Genomic DNA, 19,388 nt, shown 5'->3' with positions numbered 1-19,388 from the left:
GCGATCCAGTGCTGTCAGCCGCGCAGGGCCTGGACCGCGGCCTCCAGCCGCTTGCCGAAGTCTCCGTCGGCCTGACGGAAGTTGTTGATCGCGCGCTCGGCGATGTCGTCGCGCGAGACCTTGGAGATGAAGCCGGCCAGGTTGCCGACCAGGCGCTCCTTCTCCTCCTCCGTCATCAGACGGTAGAGGTTGCCCGCCTGGACGAAGTCGTTGTCCTCGGCGTGGACGGGCGCCTGCTGGTCGCCGGTCACACCCGTCACCGGGACGGCCTGCCACAGCGGGCGGTCCGTCTGGTGCGGGCCGCCGAAGCTGTTGGGCTCGTAGTTCTTGGCGCCCTTGTGACGGCCGTCGTACAGGAAGCCGTCCCGGCTGTGGGTACGCGCCTCGGTGGCGTGCGGACGGTTCACCGGCAGGTGGTCGGCGTTGATGCCGACGCGGTAGCGGTGGGCGTCGCCGTACGCGAAGAGACGGCCCTGGAGCATCTTGTCGGGCGAGGGGCCGATGCCGGGCACGAAGTGCGACGGGGAGAAGATCGACTGCTCGACCTCGGCGAAGATGTTCTCCGGGTTGCGGTTGAGCTCCAGCTTGCCGATCGGGATGACCGGGTAGTCCGCGTGCGGCCACACCTTGGTCAGGTCGAACGGGTTGAAGCGGTACGTCGCGGCCTCGGCGGCGGGCATGATCTGCACGCCGACGCTCCAGGAGGGGTACTCGCCGCGCTCGATGGCCTCGCGCAGGTCGCGCTGGTGGGAGTCGGGGTCCTCACCGGCGAGCTTGTTGGCCTCGTCCTGGGTGAGGCACTTGATGCCCTGGTCGGTCTTGAAGTGGTACTTGACCCAGAAGACCTCGCCCGCCTCGTTGTTCCACTGGAAGGTGTGCGAGCCGAAGCCGTCCATGTGGCGGTACGAGGCCGGGATGCCGCGGTCACCGAAGAGCCAGGTCACCTGGTGCGTCGACTCCGGGGACAGCCCCCAGAAGTCCCATACGTTGTCCGCCTCCTGGGAGCCGGTGTACGGGTCGCGCTTCTGGGTGTGGATGAAGTCCGGGAACTTGATGGCGTCCTTGATGAAGAACACCGGGGTGTTGTTCCCGACGAGGTCGTAGTTGCCCTCTTCGGTGTAGAACTTCACGGCGAAGCCGCGCGGGTCACGGACCGCGTCGGCCGCGCCGAGGTTGCCCGCCACGGTGGAGAAGCGCAGGAAGACCTCGGTCTCCTTGCCCACCTCGGAGAGGAACTTCGCACGGGTGTACTTGGTGACGTCGGCGGTCACCGTGAAGGTGCCGTACGCGCCGGCACCGCGCGCGTGCACGACGCGCTCCGGGATCCGCTCACGGTTGAAGTGAGCGAGCTTCTCCATCAGCAGCTGGTCCTGCACCAGAACCGGACCGCCGACGCCCGCGGTCTCGCTGTTCTGGTTGTCGGCGACCGGCGCCCCGGCCTCCGTGGTGAGCGGTCCCTGCGTCACGTGCGCCTCCTGCGTAATTCCTGCATGTCCTGTCCCTTGGCTAATGCCGTTGCCGATCCTACAATGGACATTGTCTAAGTCAAGCCCTCATCCAAAGCCACACCCATTCGGGACTGAGTCCCCCGCCTGTTAGGCTGGTTTTCATGAGTGACCTGTTGCAACGACTGCGCGGACGCGGCTGGCGCATGACCGCGCAGCGGCGCGTCGTGGCCGAGGTCCTCGACGGGGAGCATGTCCACCTGACGGCGGACGAGGTGCACGCCCGTGCGGTGGAGCGCCTCCCCGAGATCTCCCGGGCGACCGTGTACAACACGCTGGGTGAGCTGGTGTCCCTGGGCGAGGTCATCGAGGTCTCCACGGACCGCCGCGCCAAGCGGTACGACCCGAACGCCCACCGCCCCCACCAGCACCTGGTCTGCGCGCAGTGCGGCGCGATCCGGGACGTCCACCCGGCGGGCAACCCGCTGGCGGACCTGCCCGACACGGAGCGCTTCGGCTTCACGATCTCGGACGTCGAGGTCACCTACCGGGGCACCTGCCCGAACTGCGCGACCGGTTAGCCGGTCGGGCTTCGGCCCGCGTGTGCCGTCGGCGCGCCCGCGCTGAGCGGCACCGTACGAGACCACCACGGCGCGCGGAGAAGGAAACACCGAAGGCCCGGGATCCTGGAGGATCCCGGGCCTTCGACTGTCAGTAGCGGGGACAGGATTTGAACCTGCGACCTCTGGGTTATGAGCCCAGCGAGCTACCGAGCTGCTCCACCCCGCGTCGGTGAACCCAACCTTACGGGACGGCGATGACCAGCGCAAATTGCATCGCGCAGGTCCCCCGGAGCACACCGGGCAGGCGCCACGCGGCTGCCCGGTGTCGCGCGCGCACGCGGATCACGCGCCCGCGCGGGTCACTCGCGTCACGCTGTTCCCCCTGCTTCACGCGGTGAGTTCCTGGTGCAGCGCCTCGCTCAGCCGCGCCGCCCGTTCGGCCACCTCGGCCGGGCCCAGCTCGACCGCACGGGCGCACCAGCGCCGCCCTTCGGTCAGCTCGCCCCGGCGGGCGGCCAGCAGCGCCAGGCGGAGGGCCGCCCGGCCGTGGCCGGCGCGGGCGGCCCTGGTCCACCACAGCGCGGCCTCGCGCTCGTTCCCGTCGCGGGCCAGCAGCAGGCCCAGGTTGAACGCCCCGTTCCGGCTGCCCGCCTCGGCGGCCTCCCGGTACCAGCGGGCGGCGTCGGTGATGTCGCCACGCGCGGCGGCCAGCATGCCGACCCGCACCTGGGCGCGGCGGTGGCCCTGCTGGGCGGCCCGCTCGTACCACTCCTCGCACTCGCTCTTCGGGGCCCGTGGCTCACCCAGGCCGGGGGTCCCGGACGGGGACTGGCGGGCGTCGAGCACCGTGGCCAGCCGGAAGGCGGCCTCGGCGCTGCCGCCGCCCGCCGCGCACCGCAAATGGCGTTCGGCCTCCTGCTCGTCGCCGTCGCGCAGCCGGGCGATGCCGACCTGGAGGGCCGCCTCGGTGTGGCCGGCCGCGGCGGCACGCTCGTACCAGCTCAGCGCCGTACGGTCGTCGTCGCGGCCCGCGTAGAGGATGCCGAGGTTGAACGCCGCGTCGACGCTGCCCGCCTCGGCGGCCTTGGAGAACCAGGGCTCGGCGCCGTTCGGGTCACCGCTCTGCAGCAGCAGGATCGCCAGGGCGTTGGCGGCCTCGCGGTGCCCGGCGTAGGCGGCACGGCGGTACCACTGCTCGGCCTGGGCGGTGCGGTTCTGCGCGGCGTGCAGCAGCCCGAGGTTGTAGGCGCCGTTCACGTCACCGGCGTCGGTGGCCGCGCGGTACCAGCGCTCGGCGGTCTGGTGCTCGCCGCGGGCGGCGTGCAGCGCGCCCAGGGCGTTGGCGGCGTTGCCGTCGCCGTCCTGGGCGGCGCGCAGCCACCAGACGGCCGCGCTCTCCTCGTCGCCCGCGTCGCGCAGCAGGAAGCCCAGCGCGCAGGCGGCCCGGGGCTCGCCGTCCTTGGCGGAGGTGAGGTACCAGTGACCGGCCTCCTTGAGCTCACCGCGCTTCTCCAGGATGGCGCCCAGGTGCAGGGCGGCGCGCCGGTGCCCGCGCGCGGCGGCCTGCCGGTACCACTGCTCGGCGGTCTCGGCCGCCGTACCCGTACCGGAGCCGTCCGCCTCGGACACCGGCTGCCGCTCCAGCATCCGGGCCAGGCGGTAGGCGGCCTCGCGGTGCCCCTGTTCGGCCGCGACCCGCAACCAGCGCTCGGCGCCCACGTCGGTGCGGTGTTCCAGCAGGTCGGCCAGGGCGTACGCGCCCAGGGCGTGGCCCTGCTCGGCGGACTGGCGCAGCCAGTACTCGGCGGCGGGCTCGTCGCCGCGCTCGCGGAAGTGGCGGCCCAGGGCGTGCGCGGCGGCGGCGGAGCCGGCCACGGCGGCCACCCGCCACCAGCCGGCGGCCTCGTCGGGGTACCCGCGCTGGTGGAGCAGGACGCCCAGGTTGTTGGCGGCGGCCCGGTCGCCGTCGGCGGTGGCGGCGCGCAGGTACGGCTCGGCGCCGTCCAGGTCCCCGCGGCGCAGCAGCAGCGCGCCGAGCACGCTCATCGAGATGGTGTCACCGCTGTCGGCGGCGCGCCGGTGCCGGGCCTCGACCTCGGCGGAGTCCCCGGGCTCCGCGCTGTCCAGGGTGGCGTTGTCCAAGGCGGCACCGACCAGCGCGGCAGCGCTGTCCATGGTGATGCCGCTGGTCACGGAGCTCCTCGTCGCGGCCACGTCCAGCACGGCGCTGCCGGTGGCGGCGTCCGCGGTGGAGCCGGCCGTCGCGGTGGCGCCCGTCGTGGCGCCCGTCATCGCGCCGGTCACGGCCGCGTCCGTCGCGGCACCCATGACGGCGCTGTCCATCGCGTCTGCGGCGTTTCCGGCCTGCCGCTGCACAAACGGCCTTGTCTCCAACAGAGTTGCCCTGTCCCCCATGATTTCCATCGTCGCACCACCCGCTACCCGCGTACAGCTGGTATATCGCAGCCAGTGAGGTCACTTCAGCGTTTTGTCGACATGCCCACAGGGAGACAAGTCAAACACGTTTCACCCCAACTCCCCCCATCACGGCGGCCCTTCGCGCGTCGCCCCACCCCGCACATGACGAGGGCCCGGATCTCGAAAGATCCGGGCCCTCGTCTTCAGTAGCGGGGACAGGATTTGAACCTGCGACCTCTGGGTTATGAGCCCAGCGAGCTACCGAGCTGCTCCACCCCGCGTCGTTGTGTTCCAACCGTACCACGACGCGGGAGGGAGTCCGCCCACCCCAGGACGGCACCCCCGGGCACACACCCAGGGCGTACGCCCTGGGGCGCGCGCCGCGGGTCGGGCCCCGGGGCGCGCGCCCCGTGCTTTCAGTCGGCCGGTGCCGGCCTCTTGGCCTGGGCGTCCGCCGCGGCGGCGCGCTGGAGCGCCTCCTGCAGGGCCTCCTGGGCCTTGCCGTACGCCGTCCAGTCGCTCTTCCTGATCGCCGCCTCGCCGTCCTCGAACGCCTTCTGCGCGTCCGCGATGGCCTGCTTCAGCGCCGCCTCACCCGTGGCCGGGGGCTTGGTCGGGTCACTGGGCGGCGGCGGTGTGGTGGGCGCCTCACCCTCCACGCCGAAGACCGCGTTCAGCGCCTTGGCGAGGTTGTCCTCGAACACCGTGGTGTCCTTGGTGGTGTCGCCCGCCGGCTGGTCCGCGTCCACATAGGACACGGCGACCTTCTTCAGCAGCGGATAGAGGGCGTTGCGGCCCTGCGCGTACACCGGCTCCACGTAGAGGAACCCGCCGTCGAGCGGCACGGTGAGCAGGTTGCCGTACTGGATGTCGGAGTCGGCTCCCTTCATGTCGCGGACGAACTGGGCGACGGCGGGCAGGCCGTTGAGCTTGCTCTGCACCTGCGCCGGGCCCGGCACGTCCTGCGTCACCCGCAGCAGCCTTATCCGGCCGTAGTCCTTGCTGTTGGCGTCGGCGTCCACCGCCATGAACCCGCCCAGATTGGGCCGTCCGTTGGGGGTGAACGTCGTCGTCAGCGCGAACCGCTGGCCGGGGTCCCCGGGCATTTTCATGCTCAGGTAGTACGGCGGGACCGCGTTGCCGCCCTTGTTGGTCGGGTCGTCCGGCACCTGCCAGGCGTCGCTGCCGCTGTAGAACTGGGCGGCGTCCTGGACGTGGTAGCGGGTGAGCAGCTCACGCTGGACCTTGAACATGTCCTGCGGGTAGCGCAGGTGCTCCTTCAGGCTCGGCTTGATGGCGTCCTTGGGCTGGACAGTGCCCGGGAACGCCTTCATCCAGGTCTTCAGGACCGGGTCCTGGGTGTCCCACTGGTACAGCTTGACCGAGCCGTCGTAGGCGTCGACGGTGGCCTTCACCGAGTTGCGGATGTAGTTGACCTGGTTCTGCTGGGCCACCACCGCGCGGGTCTGGTTGCCGGCGGTCAGCGAGTCCGTGGTGGTGTCCCCGAGCGTCGTACGGGACGCGTAGGGGTAGCCGTTCGTCGTGGTGTAGGCGTCGACGATCCACTGGATGCGGTTGTCCACGACGGCCGGGTAGGCGTCGCCGTCGATGGTCAGCCACGGGGCCACCGCCTCGACGCGCTGCTTGGGCGTGCGGTTGTACAGGATCCGCGACCCCTCGCCGATGGCGCCCGAGTACAGGATCTGCGGCTCGCTGAAGGCCACCGCGTACGCGGCGCGGTTGAAGGCGTTGGCGAGGCTGACCCCGCTCCTGCCCTGGTAGCTGGTGGTCTTCTCGCCGTTCTCCTCGTAGTCGAGCTCCTTCTGCGGGCCGCCGACGATGGAGTACTGCTCGGTCTTCTCGCCGTAGTAGATCCGCTGCTCGTACGGGCCGGCCTGACCCTTGGTGGGCAGCCCGGACTCGGTGAAGACGGGTGAGCCATTGGCGTCCGTCGCCGTGCCCGTGGCCATGATGGCGCCGTAGCCGTGGGTGTACGTGAAGTGGTCGTTGATCCAGTTCCGCTTGGGGATGCCCTTGATGTTGAGCTCCCGCAGGCCCACCACCGTGTCCTTGCCCTTGTAGCGGTCGACGTCCAGGGTGGTCGGGAACTGGTAGTACTTCCGCCGCTGCTCCAGCTGCTGGAACGTCGGCGAGACGATGTTGGGGTCGACCAGCCGGTAGCTGGCCGCCGTGTCGGCGTCCGCGCGCAGCCGGTCCTTGGCCTTGACCGTGGACTTGCCCGAGTAGTTCTCCGGCTTCGTCTGGTCGATGTCGTAGGCCTTGCGCGTGGCATCGATGTTCTTCTCGATGTACGGCGCTTCCTTGGCCTGCTCGTTCGGCTGGACCTGGAACTTCTGCACGATGGCCGGGTAGAGGCCGCCGATGAGGATCGCCGAGAGCACCATCAGGCCGAAGCCGATCACCGGCAGCTGCCAGGTGCGGCGCCACAGCGTCGCGAAGAACAGCAGGGCGCAGATCACGGCGATGCAGAACAGGATGGTCTTCGCCGGGAGGTAGGCGTTGGCGTCGACGAACCGCAGGCCCGTCCAGTTGCCCGTCGCCTTGAAGTCACTGGACTTCACCGCCAGGCCGTACCGGTCGAGCCAGTACGCCACGGCCTTCAGCGAGACGAAGACACCCAGCAGCACCGACAGGTGGCCGGTGGCCGCAGCCGTGGCGCGGGCGCCCGGGCTGGTGACCCGCAGCCCGCCGTACAGGTAGTGGGTCAGGGCGGCGGCGATCAGGGACAGCACCGTCGCCGCGAAGCCGAAGCCGAGCAGGAACCGGTACCACGGCAGGTCGAACGCGTAGAACGCCACGTCCATCCGGAACTGCGCGTCCTTCTGGCCGAAGGGCACGCCGTTGACCCACATCAGCCAGGTGCGCCACTGGCCCGAGGCGGAGGCACCGGCGATCAGCCCGACCAGGGCGGTGATCGCCAGGAGCACCCACTTCTTGTACGGGGCCACGCCCATCCGGTAACGGTCCAGGCTCTGCTGCTCCAGGGACATCGCGCTCAGCGGCGGCCGGAGCCGGTGCGCGAGCCAGATGTTCAGTCCCACGGCCAGGGCCATGAGCAGGCCGAAGACGGCGAACAGGCCGATCTTGGTCCACAGGGTGGTGGTGAAGACGGACGAGTACTGGACCGACCTGTACCACAGCCAGTCCGTCCAGAACCCGGCGAACATGACAAAGAGCATGGCCAGGACGGCCAGCACGCCCAAGGTCATGAGCAGGGTCCGGGCCCGCCGGGACGGCCGGCCGACTCTCATCCGTGGCCCGGTCGGGCCTCCGCCGCGGTCCGGCATCTGGAAAGCCAACGTGCGCCCCTCGAAGTTCCGTCGTGTCGAAGCAGGTGCCGCCTGCGGCGGCGTCTGAAGCGGGCCCAGCGATCGTAGAGCCCACTGATGCAACTTACTGAGGCTTTACCTAGTTCCCGTCCCGGGGTCGAAAGGAGGCAGGATATTGACCATGTCCAACCTTTCTTCCTCAGGCCCTCCGATGGCCGCGAGCCCGCTGACCCGCGCGGTGCTCGAAATCGACGAGTACGCCGCCGGTCTCGGCTGGGACCAGCCGGCCCGGCTCTTCGCCCTCGTCGACACCGCGCGGCTGCGCGCCCAGGAGCCCGGCCTGGCCGCCCAGCTCGGTCTCGCCGGCAACGACGCCGCCGCCCCCCTCACCCCGATCGAGCAGGAGGAGATCCCCGCCGACCGGCCGCTGGACGAGTTCCTCGGCACGATCGCCTGGCCGGACGCGGTGGCCGGCTGCGCGATGACGGTGGAGCGGCTGATGCTCCCGCCGTCCGCCGAGGCGTCCGTCCCCGACGGCCTCGACGAGGCCGGGCTGGCGACCTGGGTGGCCGCTCACCCGGACCGCCAGGAGGTCCGTATGACCGTGGCGGTGCTGCGCGACGGGGCCCGCGAGTCGGCGCTGCGGCTGCGCGAGAAGGACTCCCCCACGGAGGTCCTGACCGGCTCCGACCTGGTGCCCGGTCTGGCCGAGGCCCTCGCCGCGACGTTCGAGTCCTGACCCGGCGCGGGGCACGGCCGGGCCGGGTCAGCCCGCCGAGCAGCCCGGCAGGCCGGCCGTGTCCCCCTTGCGGATCCGGTCCAGGGCCTTCACCGCGCCGTCTATCGTCTCGACCTTGACGAGGGTGAGCCCCGACGGCGGGTCCGAGGCCGCCGCGGCGCAGTTGGCGGCGGGCGTCAGGAAGTACCGGGCGCCCGCCTCCCGCGCTCCGACCAGCTTCATCTCGATGCCGCCGATCGGGCCCACCTTGCCGGTGTCGTCGATGGTCCCCGTACCGGCGACGAACTTGCCGCCCGTCAGGTCGCCGGGGGTCAGTTTGTCGATGATGCCCAGCGAGAACATCAGCCCCGCGCTGGGGCCACCCACGTCGGCCAGCTTGATGTCGATCGGGAACGGGAACGTGTGATCGGTCCCGGCCTGGATGCCGACGATCGCGCGGTCGCCCTCGTCGGACTTCCTGGTCTTGATGGTGAGGCGCTGGGTGGTGGTGGGCGCCCGTCCCGCCTTCTCCGCGGCGGCGGCCTCCTTGGCGGGCACGATCGTGAAGGCCACGTTCTGGCCCGGGCGGTGCCTGGTCACGAGCTCGGCCACGTCCTGGGGCTGCTTGACCGCCGTGCCGTCCACGGCCCGGATGACGTCACCGGCGTGCAGCCTGCCCTCGGCGGGGCTGTCCTTCTGGACGGAGGCGACCACCACACGCGAGGCCACGGGGATGCGCAGCTGCCCGAGCGCGGCGACCTTCGCGCTCTCCTGGGACTGGCTGAACTCCTCGGCGTTCTCCTGGGTGGACTGCTCCTCGGTCTTGCCGTTCGGGTAGAGCGTCTCGTGGGGCACCACGACGCTGTCGTGGGCCAGCCATCCGTAGACGGCCTCCACCAGGTTCATCCTGTAGTCCGCACCGGTGACCCTGACCGTCGTCATATTGAGATGCCCGGACGCGGGGTAGGTCTCGTGGCCGGAGATCTGCAGCACCGGCTCGCCGGCGGCCTCGCCGAGGGTGTTGACCGTGGGCCCGGGGCCCATCTCCGAGTAGGGCACCTTGATGAACACACCCGCGCAGAGCAGCGCGATCAGGACGAGGGTGGAGGCGAGCATCGTCACAGTGCGGCGTGGCATGGAACGACAGTACGGGACGAGAACGTCCGTGCACCCCCGGGGCCGTCCGTACGGGGCGGGGTGACCGTCAGGCCGCGCCTCGGCCCGAGTGGGACTTCTCCATGGCGTCACGGAAGCGCGCGTAGCCGGCCAGTTCGGCCACGTCCTCGATGGTGCGGCTCCTGGCCGCCCAGCTCCCCCATATCGCGGCGCCGACGGCGGCGAAGAGGGGGATCAACAACCAGGCGAGTGCTGCCATCGCGACCTCCCGTCCCCATGAGCGAGCCCCACTGACTGATCAGCAGATTAACCATCCGCCGGTTCAACGCTCATGCCGGGGGTGCGGTTACGCAAATCGGGCGCCCGGACGTGGTGCGGATCCGGCCGGCGGGAGGTAGGGTCCGTCGTCGCACACGCGCCCCGGGGGCCGGGCGGGGAGGCGCGCCGGGGTGGCCGGGGACGCCGGGGAGGCGACGCCGGGGAGGCGGCTCAGCAGGCGCCGACCCACTCCTCCGTGCCGTCCGAGAAGCGCTGGTGCTTCCAGATCGGCACCTCGTGCTTGAGGTCGTCGATCAGCTTGCGGCAGGCCGCGAAGGCCTCGGCGCGGTGCGGGCACGACACGGCGACGACCACCGCCAGGTCACCGACCTCCAGGTCTCCCACCCGGTGCACGGCGGCCAGGGCGCGGACCGGGAAGTCGGCGACGACCTTCTCGGCCACCTTGCGCAGCTCGGTCCCGGCCGTGGGGTGGCTGGAGTACCCCAGGGCGTCGACGTCGGCCCCGCCGTCGTGGTTGCGCACGGTGCCCACGAAGAGCGCGGTACCGCCGGCCGCGTCGTCTCCGACGGCCCGGAAGACCTCGTCGAGGGAGAGCGGGGTGTCGCGGATCGCCAGCAGCCGGATCGGGTCGGCCGCCGCGCTCTCGCCGGGGTGGTCGTGGGTGGGTGCCATGGCGTCCATCGTGCCGTACCGGACCGACATCGCGGAATAGCCGGTTCGACCGGCCCGGCCGGGCGCGGCTTGGACCCTCCTACAGCCCTGGGCGCCAGCGGGGCCCGGGCCGGCGACCGCTGAGCCCGCGGGTGCCGGCCCGGAGGCGCCGGCCCGGAGGCCGGGGAACCCGCCGGGGGCCGGTGGGCGGCCCGGGCCGGGCCGAGCGCGGCCGCGGCGGGCCGGGCTACAGGCCGCGGCGTTTGCGGGCGCGCCGGACCAGCGCCGCGGTGCCCAGCAGGGCGACCGTGGCCCCCGCCGCGCCCGCCGCGGTGGCGTCCTTGCGGCCGAGGCGGCGACCGGCGACCGTGTGGCGGCCCTCGACCTCCTCCAGGAGCGCGGCCAGGACCTCCTCGTTGGTCCACTTCGGCCGCCAGCCCGCGTCGTGCAGCCGGCCGACGCTGACCACCCAGGGGTGCATGGTGTAGGCGAGGTCACCCGCCGGGGACGGGGTGAGCCCGATCCGGTGGAGCCGGGCGGCCGCGCCCAGCGCCACCGCGGACGGCAGCTCCATGCGCCGGATGCCGCTGAGCTCCTCGACCTCCTCCTGCTCCAGCCAGCCGTCGCAGCCGACGGCGAACTCCCCGTCGACCTTCTCGAGCGCCGCGTACTCCAGCGCGCTGACCAGGTCCTCGACGTGGCAGAACTGCCAGGCGGGGCGCGATCCGGCCACCACCAGCAGGCGCGGCGACTCGAAGTAGCGGGTGAGGGCCGTGTCGGTGCCGCCCACCAGGACGGCGGGCCGCAGCACCGTGACGTTGAGGCCGGGGTGCGCGCGGGGCGCCCGGCGGGCCAGACGTTCGATCTCCAGGAGATCGCCCACCCCGGTGGCCTCGGCCGTGGCCTTCAGCTCGGCGTCCTCGGAGAGCGGGATGTCGTTGTCGGGCAGGGCACCGTAGACCATGGCCGAGGTGCACAGCACCACCCGGTGGACACCCGCCGCCGCGGCGGCGGTGAGCACCGTCTGCGTACCGCGTACGTTGTACGCGGTACGGGCGGCGCCGTCGGTCTCCAGGTCGAGGTCGAGGGCCAGGTGCACCACCACGTCCGCGCCGCGCAGTTTCTCGGCGATGGCCGGATCGCGGACGTCCAGGGTGTGCCACTGGGCCTCGGGGACCTCCCCCCGGCGCTCGTCGATGGCGATGACCTGCCTGATCTCCGGGGATGCGGCGAGTCGCCGGGTCAGCAGGTCGCCGATACCGGAAGCGGCACCGGTGACCGCGACGACGGGGCCGCGGGCGGCGGACTGGGTTGAGTGGTTTCGCGCTGCGCGAACCTGTGGATCTGGGGAACTCACCGGGCGTCTCCAGCGGTTGTCTTCAGTACGTACGCGAAGGACGCGTGCGCACCAGGTGGCGTCCATCCTGCCGCAGGGCACGAGCCGGCGGAGCACCGAGCCCTTGTCCGGCTCGCATGTCTACGCTGGTGGTGTTGTCGGGCAGCCGCCGCCGGCAGGAAGCCGGCGGCCCTACGAGCCGAGGAACCCTGTGAGTGACACCCCATTCGGATTCGGCCTTCCGCCGGAGGAGCCGGAGAACGGCGACGAGGGCAAGAAGAAAGGACCCGCCGAAGGTGGCAAGGGTGCCGGTGGCGACCCCTTCGGGCTCGGTGCCCTGCCGGGCGGTGGCCCGGGCGGCCCGGAGAATCCGTTCGCCGCGATGTTCGGCTCGCTGAACCCGACCGACCTGGGTGCGGCCTTCCAGCAGCTCGGCCAGATGCTGAGCTTCGAGGGCGGCCCCGTCAACTGGGACATGGCCAAGCAGATCGCCCGCCAGACGGTCTCGCAGGGGACGCCGGACGGCACCAAGGACGCCAGCGTGGGTCCGGCCGACCGGGCCTCCGTGGAGGAGGCCGTGCGCCTGGCCGACCTGTGGCTGGACGGGGTGACGTCTCTCCCGTCGGGGGCGAGCACCGCCGTGGCGTGGAGCCGCGCGGAGTGGGTCGAGGCGACGCTGCCGGCCTGGCAGCAGCTGGTCGACCCGGTCGCCGAGCGGGTCGGCGCGGCCATGAGCGATGTGCTGCCCGAGGAGATGCAGGCCATGGCGGGCCCGCTGATCGGCATGATGCGGTCCATGGGCGGCGCGATGTTCGGCCAGCAGATCGGCCAGGCGGTGGGCGTGCTGGCCGGCGAGGTGGTCGGCTCGACCGACATCGGCCTGCCCCTCGGCCCGGCCGGCAAGGCCGCGCTGCTGCCGCTGAACATGGAGACGTTCGGCAAGGACCTCGGGGTGCCCAAGGACGAGGTGCGGTTGTACCTGGCGCTGCGTGAGGCCGCCCACCAGCGGCTCTTCGCCCATGTGCCGTGGCTGCGCTCGCACCTCTTCGGCGCCGTCGAGGGCTACGCGCGCGGGATCAAGGTCGACACCTCCAAGCTGGAGGACGCGGTCAGCGGCCTGGACCCGTCCAACCCCGAGCAGCTCCAGGAGGCCCTCCAGCAGGGCATGTTCCAGCCGGAGGACACGCCGGAGCAGAAGGCCGCCCTGGCCCGTCTGGAGACGGCGCTGGCGCTGGTGGAGGGCTGGGTCGACGCGGTGGTCCACGCGGCCGCCTCCTCCCGTTTCACCTCCGCGGACGCGCTGCGCGAGACGCTGCGCAGGCGCCGGGCCTCCGGCGGTCCGGCGGAGCAGACCTTCGCCACGCTGATCGGCCTGGAGCTGCGTCCGCGCCGGCTGCGGGACGCCTCGCGGCTGTGGGCGTCGCTCACGGACGCGGCCGGTGTGGACGGGCGCGACGCGCTGTGGGCGCACCCCGACATGCTGCCGACCGCCTCCGACCTGGACGACCCGGACGGCTTCGTCCACCGCGAGCACCTGGACTTCTCCGAGCTGGACAAGATGCTCGGCGAGGCGGCCGGCCGCGACGGGCGTGACCAGGGTGAGGACGACACCGACAAGTGAGCCTGCACGATGACGCGGTCCTCGTACTGAAGGCGTACGAGGACCAGCCGGAGCTGCGCCGGACCTACCTGGACCACTTGGCGGACCATCCGGACGGGATGTGGAAGGCGTGCGGCGCCGGGCACCTGACGGCGAGCGCGCTGGTCGTCGACCCGGAGCGCGGACGGGTGCTGCTGACCCTGCACAGGAAGCTGGGCATGTGGCTCCAGATGGGCGGCCACTGCGAGCCGGGTGACGCCACGGTCGCGGCGGCGGCGCTGCGGGAGGCCACGGAGGAGTCCGGCGTCCCGGGACTGACCCTGCTGCCCGGCGGTCCGGTGCGGCTGGACCGGCACGCCATCCCGGCGCCCTGCCACTGGCACCTGGACGTGCAGTACGTCGCGCTCGCGCCGCCGGACGCGGTGGCGGCGATCAGCGACGAGTCACTGGACCTGCGCTGGTTCGGGTACGACGAGGTGGCGGCCGTCGCCGACGAGTCGGTCGTACGGCTGGTGGAGGCCGCCCGCGCGGCGCTGGAGCGCTGAAGCCGCAGTCGTGGCGGCAGCGGTGAAGCCGGGCCGGAGCGGTGAAGAGGCGTGGCTGAGGCCCCGTGGAGGGCGGTCGCCGAGGGCGACCGCCCTCCACGGGCGTGCTGTCAGTTCCAGGCGTTGTTCTGGTTCCGGGCGTGCGCGCCGTGCTGTCCGACACCGAACTGGGCCCCCAGGCCCTGCCCGATGTCCGCGTTCTGCGGCGGCATGATCTCGCTGGGCTGGACGAGCGCGAAGCCCTGCCCCAGGAAGCTGAGTTCCCAGCCCTCCCCCGTGCTGCCCCGGCGGCGGCGCACCTGGGCGGAGTGCGTCTGCGCCTGCATCTGCACCCGCAGGCCCGAGGACCAGGCGACGATCGCGTCGGCGTCGGCGCTGACGTACCTGTCCGGGGTCACCTGCATCATCAGCGGCTGCCCTGAGGTCATCAGCGCGACCTTGCCCCGGCCCGAGATGTTGAGCTGGTACTTGCCGGAGCCGGAGATGCCGTACTGGCTGTCCACCGCGATGACTTCGGTGTGCAGGGCGGAGTCCAGGGCCAGCACGTAGGCGCTGTCCACGGTCAGGCCGTCCTGGTCGACATCGACGACGTGGACGTACTGCGCGAGGTTGGCGAAGTAGACGGTGCCCTGTCCGGAGCAGCGCATCAGGTCCAGGCCCTCACCGGTGTGGGCGCGGGCCCGCTGCTGGCCCTCCGTCCGGTACTCGCCGTCGAAGTCGATCAGCCCCTGGTACGCGACCATGGCGCCCTTGCGGGCGAGGACGTCGTCGTGGCCGGTGAGGGCCACGCGCAGGAGCTGCGGGTTCTGGACGGCGTACCGGTCCTGGGTCTGCTGTTCCGTGTGACTGAAAAGCGGGCTCTGCATGGTGTGTTCTCGCTCCCCCTCAGCCCCGGACCCGCAGGCGGTCGGTGCTGTCCTCGCTCGGCTGTACGACGACGATGCCCTGGCCCGAGAAGGCCATCTGGTACGCCTCTCCGCTGCCCCGCCCGATCAGGGAGGAGGCCTTGAAGCTGCGCTTGCCCTTCACCTTGAGCGACGGCGACCAGGCGACCAGGGCGTCGGGGTCGACGTAGGTCTCGTCCTCGCCGCGGCCGCAGTCGACGACGACGGGTGTGCCGCGTGAGGTGAGGGCGACCCAGCCGGTGCCCGCGATCTGCACGTTCCACAGGCCCTGTCCGGCGAACTTGGCCATGCCCTTGACCTTTTCGACGCCCCACTGGAGGTGGCCGTCGAAGGCGAGCAGGTTGGTGCCGTTGATGGAGAGGGCGTCGTTGTCGAGGTTGACGACCACGACGTCCGCGCCGTAGTCGGCCAGGTAGAGCAGGCCGTCACCGGAGCACTTCATGAGGGGAGCGCCCTCGCCGGTGATCCACTGGGAGGCGATCTGCCGGGCGGCGGGCGGGTTGGGCTCGTACTGGACGAAGCCCTCGTAGGCGACCATCGATCCGGTGCGCGCGTACAGGTCCTGCCCGGACACCATGGCCACCTTGAGCATGGAACGGCCGTGGTTCTCCATCCGGGCCGCGATCGGCTTCGGGGCGAAGCCCGCGAGTTGCTGGTTCATTCCTCGGGCTCCCTCAGACCTCGTACGGCTGGACGACGATGAAGTTTCCGGGTGCGCCCCGGAACTGCAGGTTGACGGTCTCCCCGCTGTGTCCGGGGTAGGCGTTGCGGCGCAGCCGGACCTGGCTGGAGAGGATCACCTGGGACGCGGCCGACCAGGCGACGACGGCGTTGCAGTCGGCGAAGGTCGTCGGTGTGACGGGCAGCACGACCGGGGTGCCGTGGGTCTTGACCACGACGGTGCCGGTGCCCTGGAAGAGCATGGTGAACAGGGCGCCCCCGGGGATCCCGTGGCCCTCGATGCGGCGGACCTCGTGGTGCAGCGACTCGTCGAAGGCGAGGACGTTCTCGGCGGAGACGCAGATGCCGTCGCCCTGGAGCTCGATGGGGTGCAGGTGTGCGCCGTTCTCGGCGAGGAAGACCTGGCCGCGTCCGGAGCAGCGCATCAGCTGCATCTCCTGACCGGTCGCGTTGCCGACGACACGGCCGGCGAAACCGGCGCCCTTGTAGCCGAAGTCCACCTTGCCCTGGTACATGACCATGCTGCCCTGGCGGGCCAGGACCGGGACCCCGCCCATGGCGAGGTCGACCCGCATGAGCTGCTGGTTCTGCGCGGTCCAGCGCTGGCCGGTGGGGGCCTCGCGGTACGGCTGGAGCGCGGCCGTCAGTCCGGCGCCGCCCGGCGGGGCGCCCTGGGGAACACCGTGGGCCATGCCCTGGGGAACCCCGTGCGGGGCGCCTTGCGGGGCGCCGTACGGGGCGGGTGCCGGGGCCGGCTGACCGTAGGGACCGGGCATGGCGTACGGGTCCGGCCCGCCATGGGGGGCGGGCCGGCCGTACGGCTCCGGCCCGCCGTGAGGGGCGGGGGCGCCGGGCGGCGGGGCCTGTGCGGGCACCTGGCCGGGGGCCTGACCGTACTGCGGCTGCTGAGGCGGCCGGTCGTACGGGGCGGGCGCGGGCGGCGGAGCCGTGGGGACGGTTGGACCGGCCATGGTGGGCGCGGCGTGCACCGGGTGCTGGGGCGGCGCGGGGGCGCCGAAGGAGGGTGCCGGCTGCGGGGCCTGGGGCGCGGGGGCCGCGGGAGCGCCGAACGAGGGCGCCGGCTGCGGGGCCTGGGGCGCGGGGGCGCCGAAGCCGGGTACCGGCCCCGGCGCCGGGGCGGGCGGGGTGGCCTGGGCCGGCGGGGCGAAGGACGGCGGCACGGCCTGCGGCTGCTGTGCGGGCGGCTCCTCGTCGGCGACCTCGCCGCCGAAGTTCTTCAGCAGTGCCTCCAGCCCGCCGTCGAATCCCTGGCCGACGGCGGCGAAGCGCCAGACGTCCTTCAGGTAGAAGTCGCCCAGCATCACCGCGCGCTCGGTGCTGAACTCCCCGCCGTCGAAGGCGTACCGGGCCACCTCCTCGCCACCGGCGACGACGCGGATGTACCCCGGTCCGATCTGCGACATCTGTCCGGCGCCGTCGATCGTCGCGGTGAAGGAGAGCTTGTGGATGTGCGCCGGGACACGGTCCAGCGTGACGCGGAACGACTCGGTGTCACCGGCCTGGGCGCCCAGCAGCCGGATGGACTCCTCGGGCGACGCGGGCTGGTTGAAGAAGACGAAATAGCGGTCGTCGGAAAGCCGCTCCTGGGCGTCGAGGCCGAAGCAGCTGATGTCGAAGGTCAGCCCCGGGCCCGCGATCTGCACGCCCACGTACAGGTCGGTCCCGGGTGTCAGGTCACTGATCTTGGCCTTGTGGCCGCGCTGGAATTCCCTGGCCATGCGTAACGACCGTCCCCCATCCCGAAAGTCAATCCGTCGCGCCAGGCTAACGGCTGAGTACGACATTCAGCCAAGCTGGTACACGTTCGGTACAGGACCGGTGAATGTCACTCTCCGCGAGCGACGGGCGGGTGCGGCAGGCGGCCGGCGGCGACCACGCCCTCCAGGTATCCCCTGGCCCGCTCGGTGCGCGGGTACGCCTCCAGCAGCCGCCAGAACCCCGGCCCGTGCCCGGGCACCAACAGGTGCGCCAGCTCGTGGAGGAGCACGTAGTCGACGACGTACTCCGGCATGCCCTGCAACCGGTGCGACAGCCGGATGCTGCCCTCCATGGGGGTGCACGACCCCCAGCGGGTGTTCTGGTTGGTGACCCACCGCACGGACGTCGGCCGTGCCCGGCCCTCGAAATACTGGGCGGACAAGCGCTCGGCGCGCGTCGCCAGTTCGGTGTCGCCGATGACGCGCTTGCTCTCCTGCGCGGCGAGCTTGTCCAGCATCACGCCCACCCAGCGCCGTTCCTCCGCCTCCGACATACGGGCCGGGATCAGCACGATCGTCCGGTCGCCCTCGCGGTACGCGGAGACCGTGCGGCGGCGCCGGGAGCTCCTTCGGACCTCGACCGCACCGGTCCCCGGGGCGCGGGACGGGTCGCTGGTCACGCGGGGCTGGGGGTCGGCGGGCACGCCCCCGACGTTACCCGCTGTCAGCGGCGGAAGTCCCGCCCCGGGAACGGTTCGGACGTCATCCGGCCGTGCTCCGTCCACAGCCCGCACCATTTGAACGACTAATACCCCGGGCCTGTGGACAACTTTCCGCGGCGTTCCACCGTGCCGGGCATTCTCACGGTGGGACCGGTGCGGCCGGCCCGCATCACGAGGACCGACGGGAAACGACGGCGATCGACGGCGATCGACGGCGATCGACGGTGATCGACAAGGCGACGGGGGCCGATATGCATCCGAGGGTGAAGCCGGCGTTGCGGCGGGCTTGGCGGAATCTGCAATGCGTGCAGTTCGGGGCCACTCCGGCGCACGCGGTGGTGCTCGCTCCCGTGGACACGACCACGGGCAGCCTGCTCGGGCTGTTCGACGGGACACGGGGGATTCCGTCACTGCGCGAGGAGGCCCGCGCGCTGGGACTGCCGGACGGCCGGCTGGAGGCACTGCTGGCCCGGCTGGAGGAAGCCGGACTGCTGGACGACGCGGCGGCCGGCCCTCCGGGAGTCGATGCGTTGCGGAGGGAGGACGGCGCGCTGGACCGGCTGCGCGCCGACCTGGCGTCGCTCTCCGTCGTCCACCGGGAGCCGGGCGGCGCGATCGGACGGCTGGCCGCCCGGCGCTCGATGCGGGTCCAGGTGCGGGGCGCGGGCCGGGTGGGGGCGAGTGTGGCGGCGCTGCTGTCCGCGTCGGGCGTGGGGCGGGTCGAGGTGCTGGACGGCGGGCGGGTGGAGCCCTGGGACGTGGCGCCCGGGGGGCTGCCGGCGGAGGCGGTGGGCGAGCGCCGGGACGTGGCGGCCCGGCGGCTGGTGGGACGGTCGGCGCCCGGGGGGCGCGCGCCCCGGGCGACGCCGGCGGGGCGGCCGGCGGAGCGGGAACCGGGGCTGTCGCTGGTCGTGGTCGCCCCGCGCGACGGCCTGGCGGCGTACGCCCCGGATCCGGTGCCGGCCGACGACTGGGTGGCCACGGGCACCCCCCACCTGTACGCCGGGGTGGTCGAGGCGACGGGTGTGGTCGGGCCGCTGGTGCTGCCGGGCGGCACGGCGTGCGCCCGGTGCGTGGAGCTGGAGCGGGCCGACCTGGACCCGGCGTGGCCGCGGATGCTGGCGCAGTGGCGCTCGGGTCGGCAGAGCACCCCGCCCCCCTGTGACCTGGGCCTGGCGACGGCCGTGGCGGGGCTGGCGGCGGCTCACACGCTGGCCTTCCTCGACGGTGAGCTGCCGGCCAGTACCGGGGCCCGGTGGGAGGCGTCGCTGCCCCTGTTGGACTGGCGCGCGGAACGGATCGCGCCGCACCCGGACTGCGCGTGCGGGGCGGCCGGACGGAGGGAGGGGGTACGCGCCTCGGCCGTCGGGACGGGACAGGACACAATGACTGGGTAACCGC

16 protein-coding genes and 2 tRNA genes are annotated in these 19,388 nt (G+C 72.2%); 5 read left to right on the top strand and 13 right to left on the bottom strand.

Annotated features, from left to right (window positions below):
- Positions 1-14: 14 nt before the first annotated feature.
- Positions 15-1,466: a catalase gene (locus AB0H53_RS01230; protein WP_362105253.1), complete on the bottom strand. Its 1,452-nt coding sequence runs from the start codon at positions 1,464-1,466 to the stop codon at positions 15-17.
- A 143-nt stretch (positions 1,467-1,609) separates the two neighbouring features.
- Between AB0H53_RS01230 and AB0H53_RS01225 the strand changes: the two genes are divergently transcribed.
- Positions 1,610-2,026: a Fur family transcriptional regulator gene (locus AB0H53_RS01225; protein ID WP_362105250.1), complete on the top strand. Its 417-nt coding sequence runs from the start codon at positions 1,610-1,612 to the stop codon at positions 2,024-2,026.
- A 134-nt stretch (positions 2,027-2,160) separates the two neighbouring features.
- Here the strand turns inward: AB0H53_RS01225 and AB0H53_RS01220 are convergent.
- From AB0H53_RS01220 to AB0H53_RS01205, 4 genes are all read right to left on the bottom strand, one after another.
- Positions 2,161-2,234 (bottom strand) — tRNA-Met (locus AB0H53_RS01220).
- 161 nt (positions 2,235-2,395) lie between these two features.
- Positions 2,396-4,432 carry a tetratricopeptide repeat protein gene (locus AB0H53_RS01215; RefSeq protein WP_362105247.1) on the bottom strand — a complete coding sequence of 679 codons (2,037 nt, stop codon included), beginning with the start codon at positions 4,430-4,432 and terminating at the stop codon, positions 2,396-2,398.
- 201 nt (positions 4,433-4,633) lie between these two features.
- A tRNA-Met gene (locus AB0H53_RS01210) sits at positions 4,634-4,707 on the bottom strand.
- 135 nt (positions 4,708-4,842) lie between these two features.
- Positions 4,843-7,734 carry a UPF0182 family protein gene (locus AB0H53_RS01205; RefSeq protein WP_362105627.1) on the bottom strand — a complete coding sequence of 964 codons (2,892 nt, stop codon included), beginning with the start codon at positions 7,732-7,734 and terminating at the stop codon, positions 4,843-4,845.
- A 163-nt stretch (positions 7,735-7,897) separates the two neighbouring features.
- Between AB0H53_RS01205 and AB0H53_RS01200 the strand changes: the two genes are divergently transcribed.
- Positions 7,898-8,455 carry a PPA1309 family protein gene (locus AB0H53_RS01200; RefSeq protein ID WP_362105244.1) on the top strand — a complete coding sequence of 186 codons (558 nt, stop codon included), beginning with the start codon at positions 7,898-7,900 and terminating at the stop codon, positions 8,453-8,455.
- Between the two features lie 27 nt (positions 8,456-8,482).
- Here the strand turns inward: AB0H53_RS01200 and AB0H53_RS01195 are convergent, their stop codons facing one another.
- The 4 genes from AB0H53_RS01195 to AB0H53_RS01180 form a co-directional block, all read right to left on the bottom strand.
- Positions 8,483-9,571, bottom strand: coding sequence for a PDZ domain-containing protein (locus AB0H53_RS01195; protein WP_362105241.1), 1,089 nt, complete (start codon positions 9,569-9,571; stop codon positions 8,483-8,485).
- 67 nt (positions 9,572-9,638) lie between these two features.
- Positions 9,639-9,809: a hypothetical protein gene (locus AB0H53_RS01190; RefSeq protein WP_362105238.1), complete on the bottom strand. Its 171-nt coding sequence runs from the start codon at positions 9,807-9,809 to the stop codon at positions 9,639-9,641.
- Positions 9,810-10,039: 230 nt separating this feature from the next.
- A complete protein-coding gene (locus tag AB0H53_RS01185) occupies positions 10,040-10,501 on the bottom strand; it encodes a molybdenum cofactor biosynthesis protein MoaE (protein ID WP_362105235.1) in 462 nt (153 codons plus the stop codon).
- 226 nt (positions 10,502-10,727) lie between these two features.
- A complete protein-coding gene (locus tag AB0H53_RS01180; protein WP_362105232.1) occupies positions 10,728-11,837 on the bottom strand; it encodes an SDR family oxidoreductase in 1,110 nt (369 codons plus the stop codon).
- Between the two features lie 190 nt (positions 11,838-12,027).
- Here AB0H53_RS01180 and AB0H53_RS01175 point away from each other — a divergent pair, with 190 nt between their 5' ends.
- A complete protein-coding gene (locus AB0H53_RS01175) occupies positions 12,028-13,437 on the top strand; it encodes a zinc-dependent metalloprotease (protein WP_362105229.1) in 1,410 nt (469 codons plus the stop codon).
- Positions 13,434-13,961, top strand: coding sequence for an NUDIX hydrolase (locus AB0H53_RS01170; protein ID WP_362105226.1), 528 nt, complete (start codon positions 13,434-13,436; stop codon positions 13,959-13,961). The genes AB0H53_RS01175 and AB0H53_RS01170 overlap by 4 nt, the downstream gene beginning before the upstream one ends.
- A gap of 110 nt (positions 13,962-14,071) precedes the next feature.
- Here the strand turns inward: AB0H53_RS01170 and AB0H53_RS01165 are convergent, their stop codons facing one another.
- From AB0H53_RS01165 to AB0H53_RS01150, 4 genes are all read right to left on the bottom strand, one after another.
- A complete protein-coding gene (locus tag AB0H53_RS01165; protein WP_362105223.1) occupies positions 14,072-14,827 on the bottom strand; it encodes an AIM24 family protein in 756 nt (251 codons plus the stop codon).
- Positions 14,828-14,846: 19 nt separating this feature from the next.
- Positions 14,847-15,527: an AIM24 family protein gene (locus AB0H53_RS01160; RefSeq protein ID WP_362105221.1), complete on the bottom strand. Its 681-nt coding sequence runs from the start codon at positions 15,525-15,527 to the stop codon at positions 14,847-14,849.
- A gap of 13 nt (positions 15,528-15,540) precedes the next feature.
- The gene (locus AB0H53_RS01155) at positions 15,541-17,286 is read right to left on the bottom strand and encodes a TerD family protein (RefSeq protein WP_362105218.1); all 1,746 of its coding nucleotides are present in this window, start codon (positions 17,284-17,286) and stop codon (positions 15,541-15,543) included.
- A gap of 107 nt (positions 17,287-17,393) precedes the next feature.
- Positions 17,394-17,969: a M48 family metallopeptidase gene (locus AB0H53_RS01150; protein WP_362105215.1), complete on the bottom strand. Its 576-nt coding sequence runs from the start codon at positions 17,967-17,969 to the stop codon at positions 17,394-17,396.
- A 269-nt stretch (positions 17,970-18,238) separates the two neighbouring features.
- On the opposite strand from AB0H53_RS01150, the gene AB0H53_RS01145 reads away from it, so the two are divergent.
- Complete coding sequence (locus AB0H53_RS01145; protein WP_362105212.1) at positions 18,239-19,384, top strand: TOMM precursor leader peptide-binding protein; 1,146 nt, start codon at positions 18,239-18,241, stop codon at positions 19,382-19,384.
- The last annotated feature ends 4 nt before the right edge of the window (positions 19,385-19,388 follow it).

Origin of the sequence: Streptomyces sp. NPDC050856 (assembly GCF_040653855.1) — a bacterium.
In the GTDB taxonomy this organism is placed as follows: domain Bacteria; phylum Actinomycetota; class Actinomycetes; order Streptomycetales; family Streptomycetaceae; genus Streptomyces.
The sequence above is the reverse complement of the archived record's forward strand: the minus strand, read 5'-3'. Positions and strand labels throughout refer to the sequence as shown.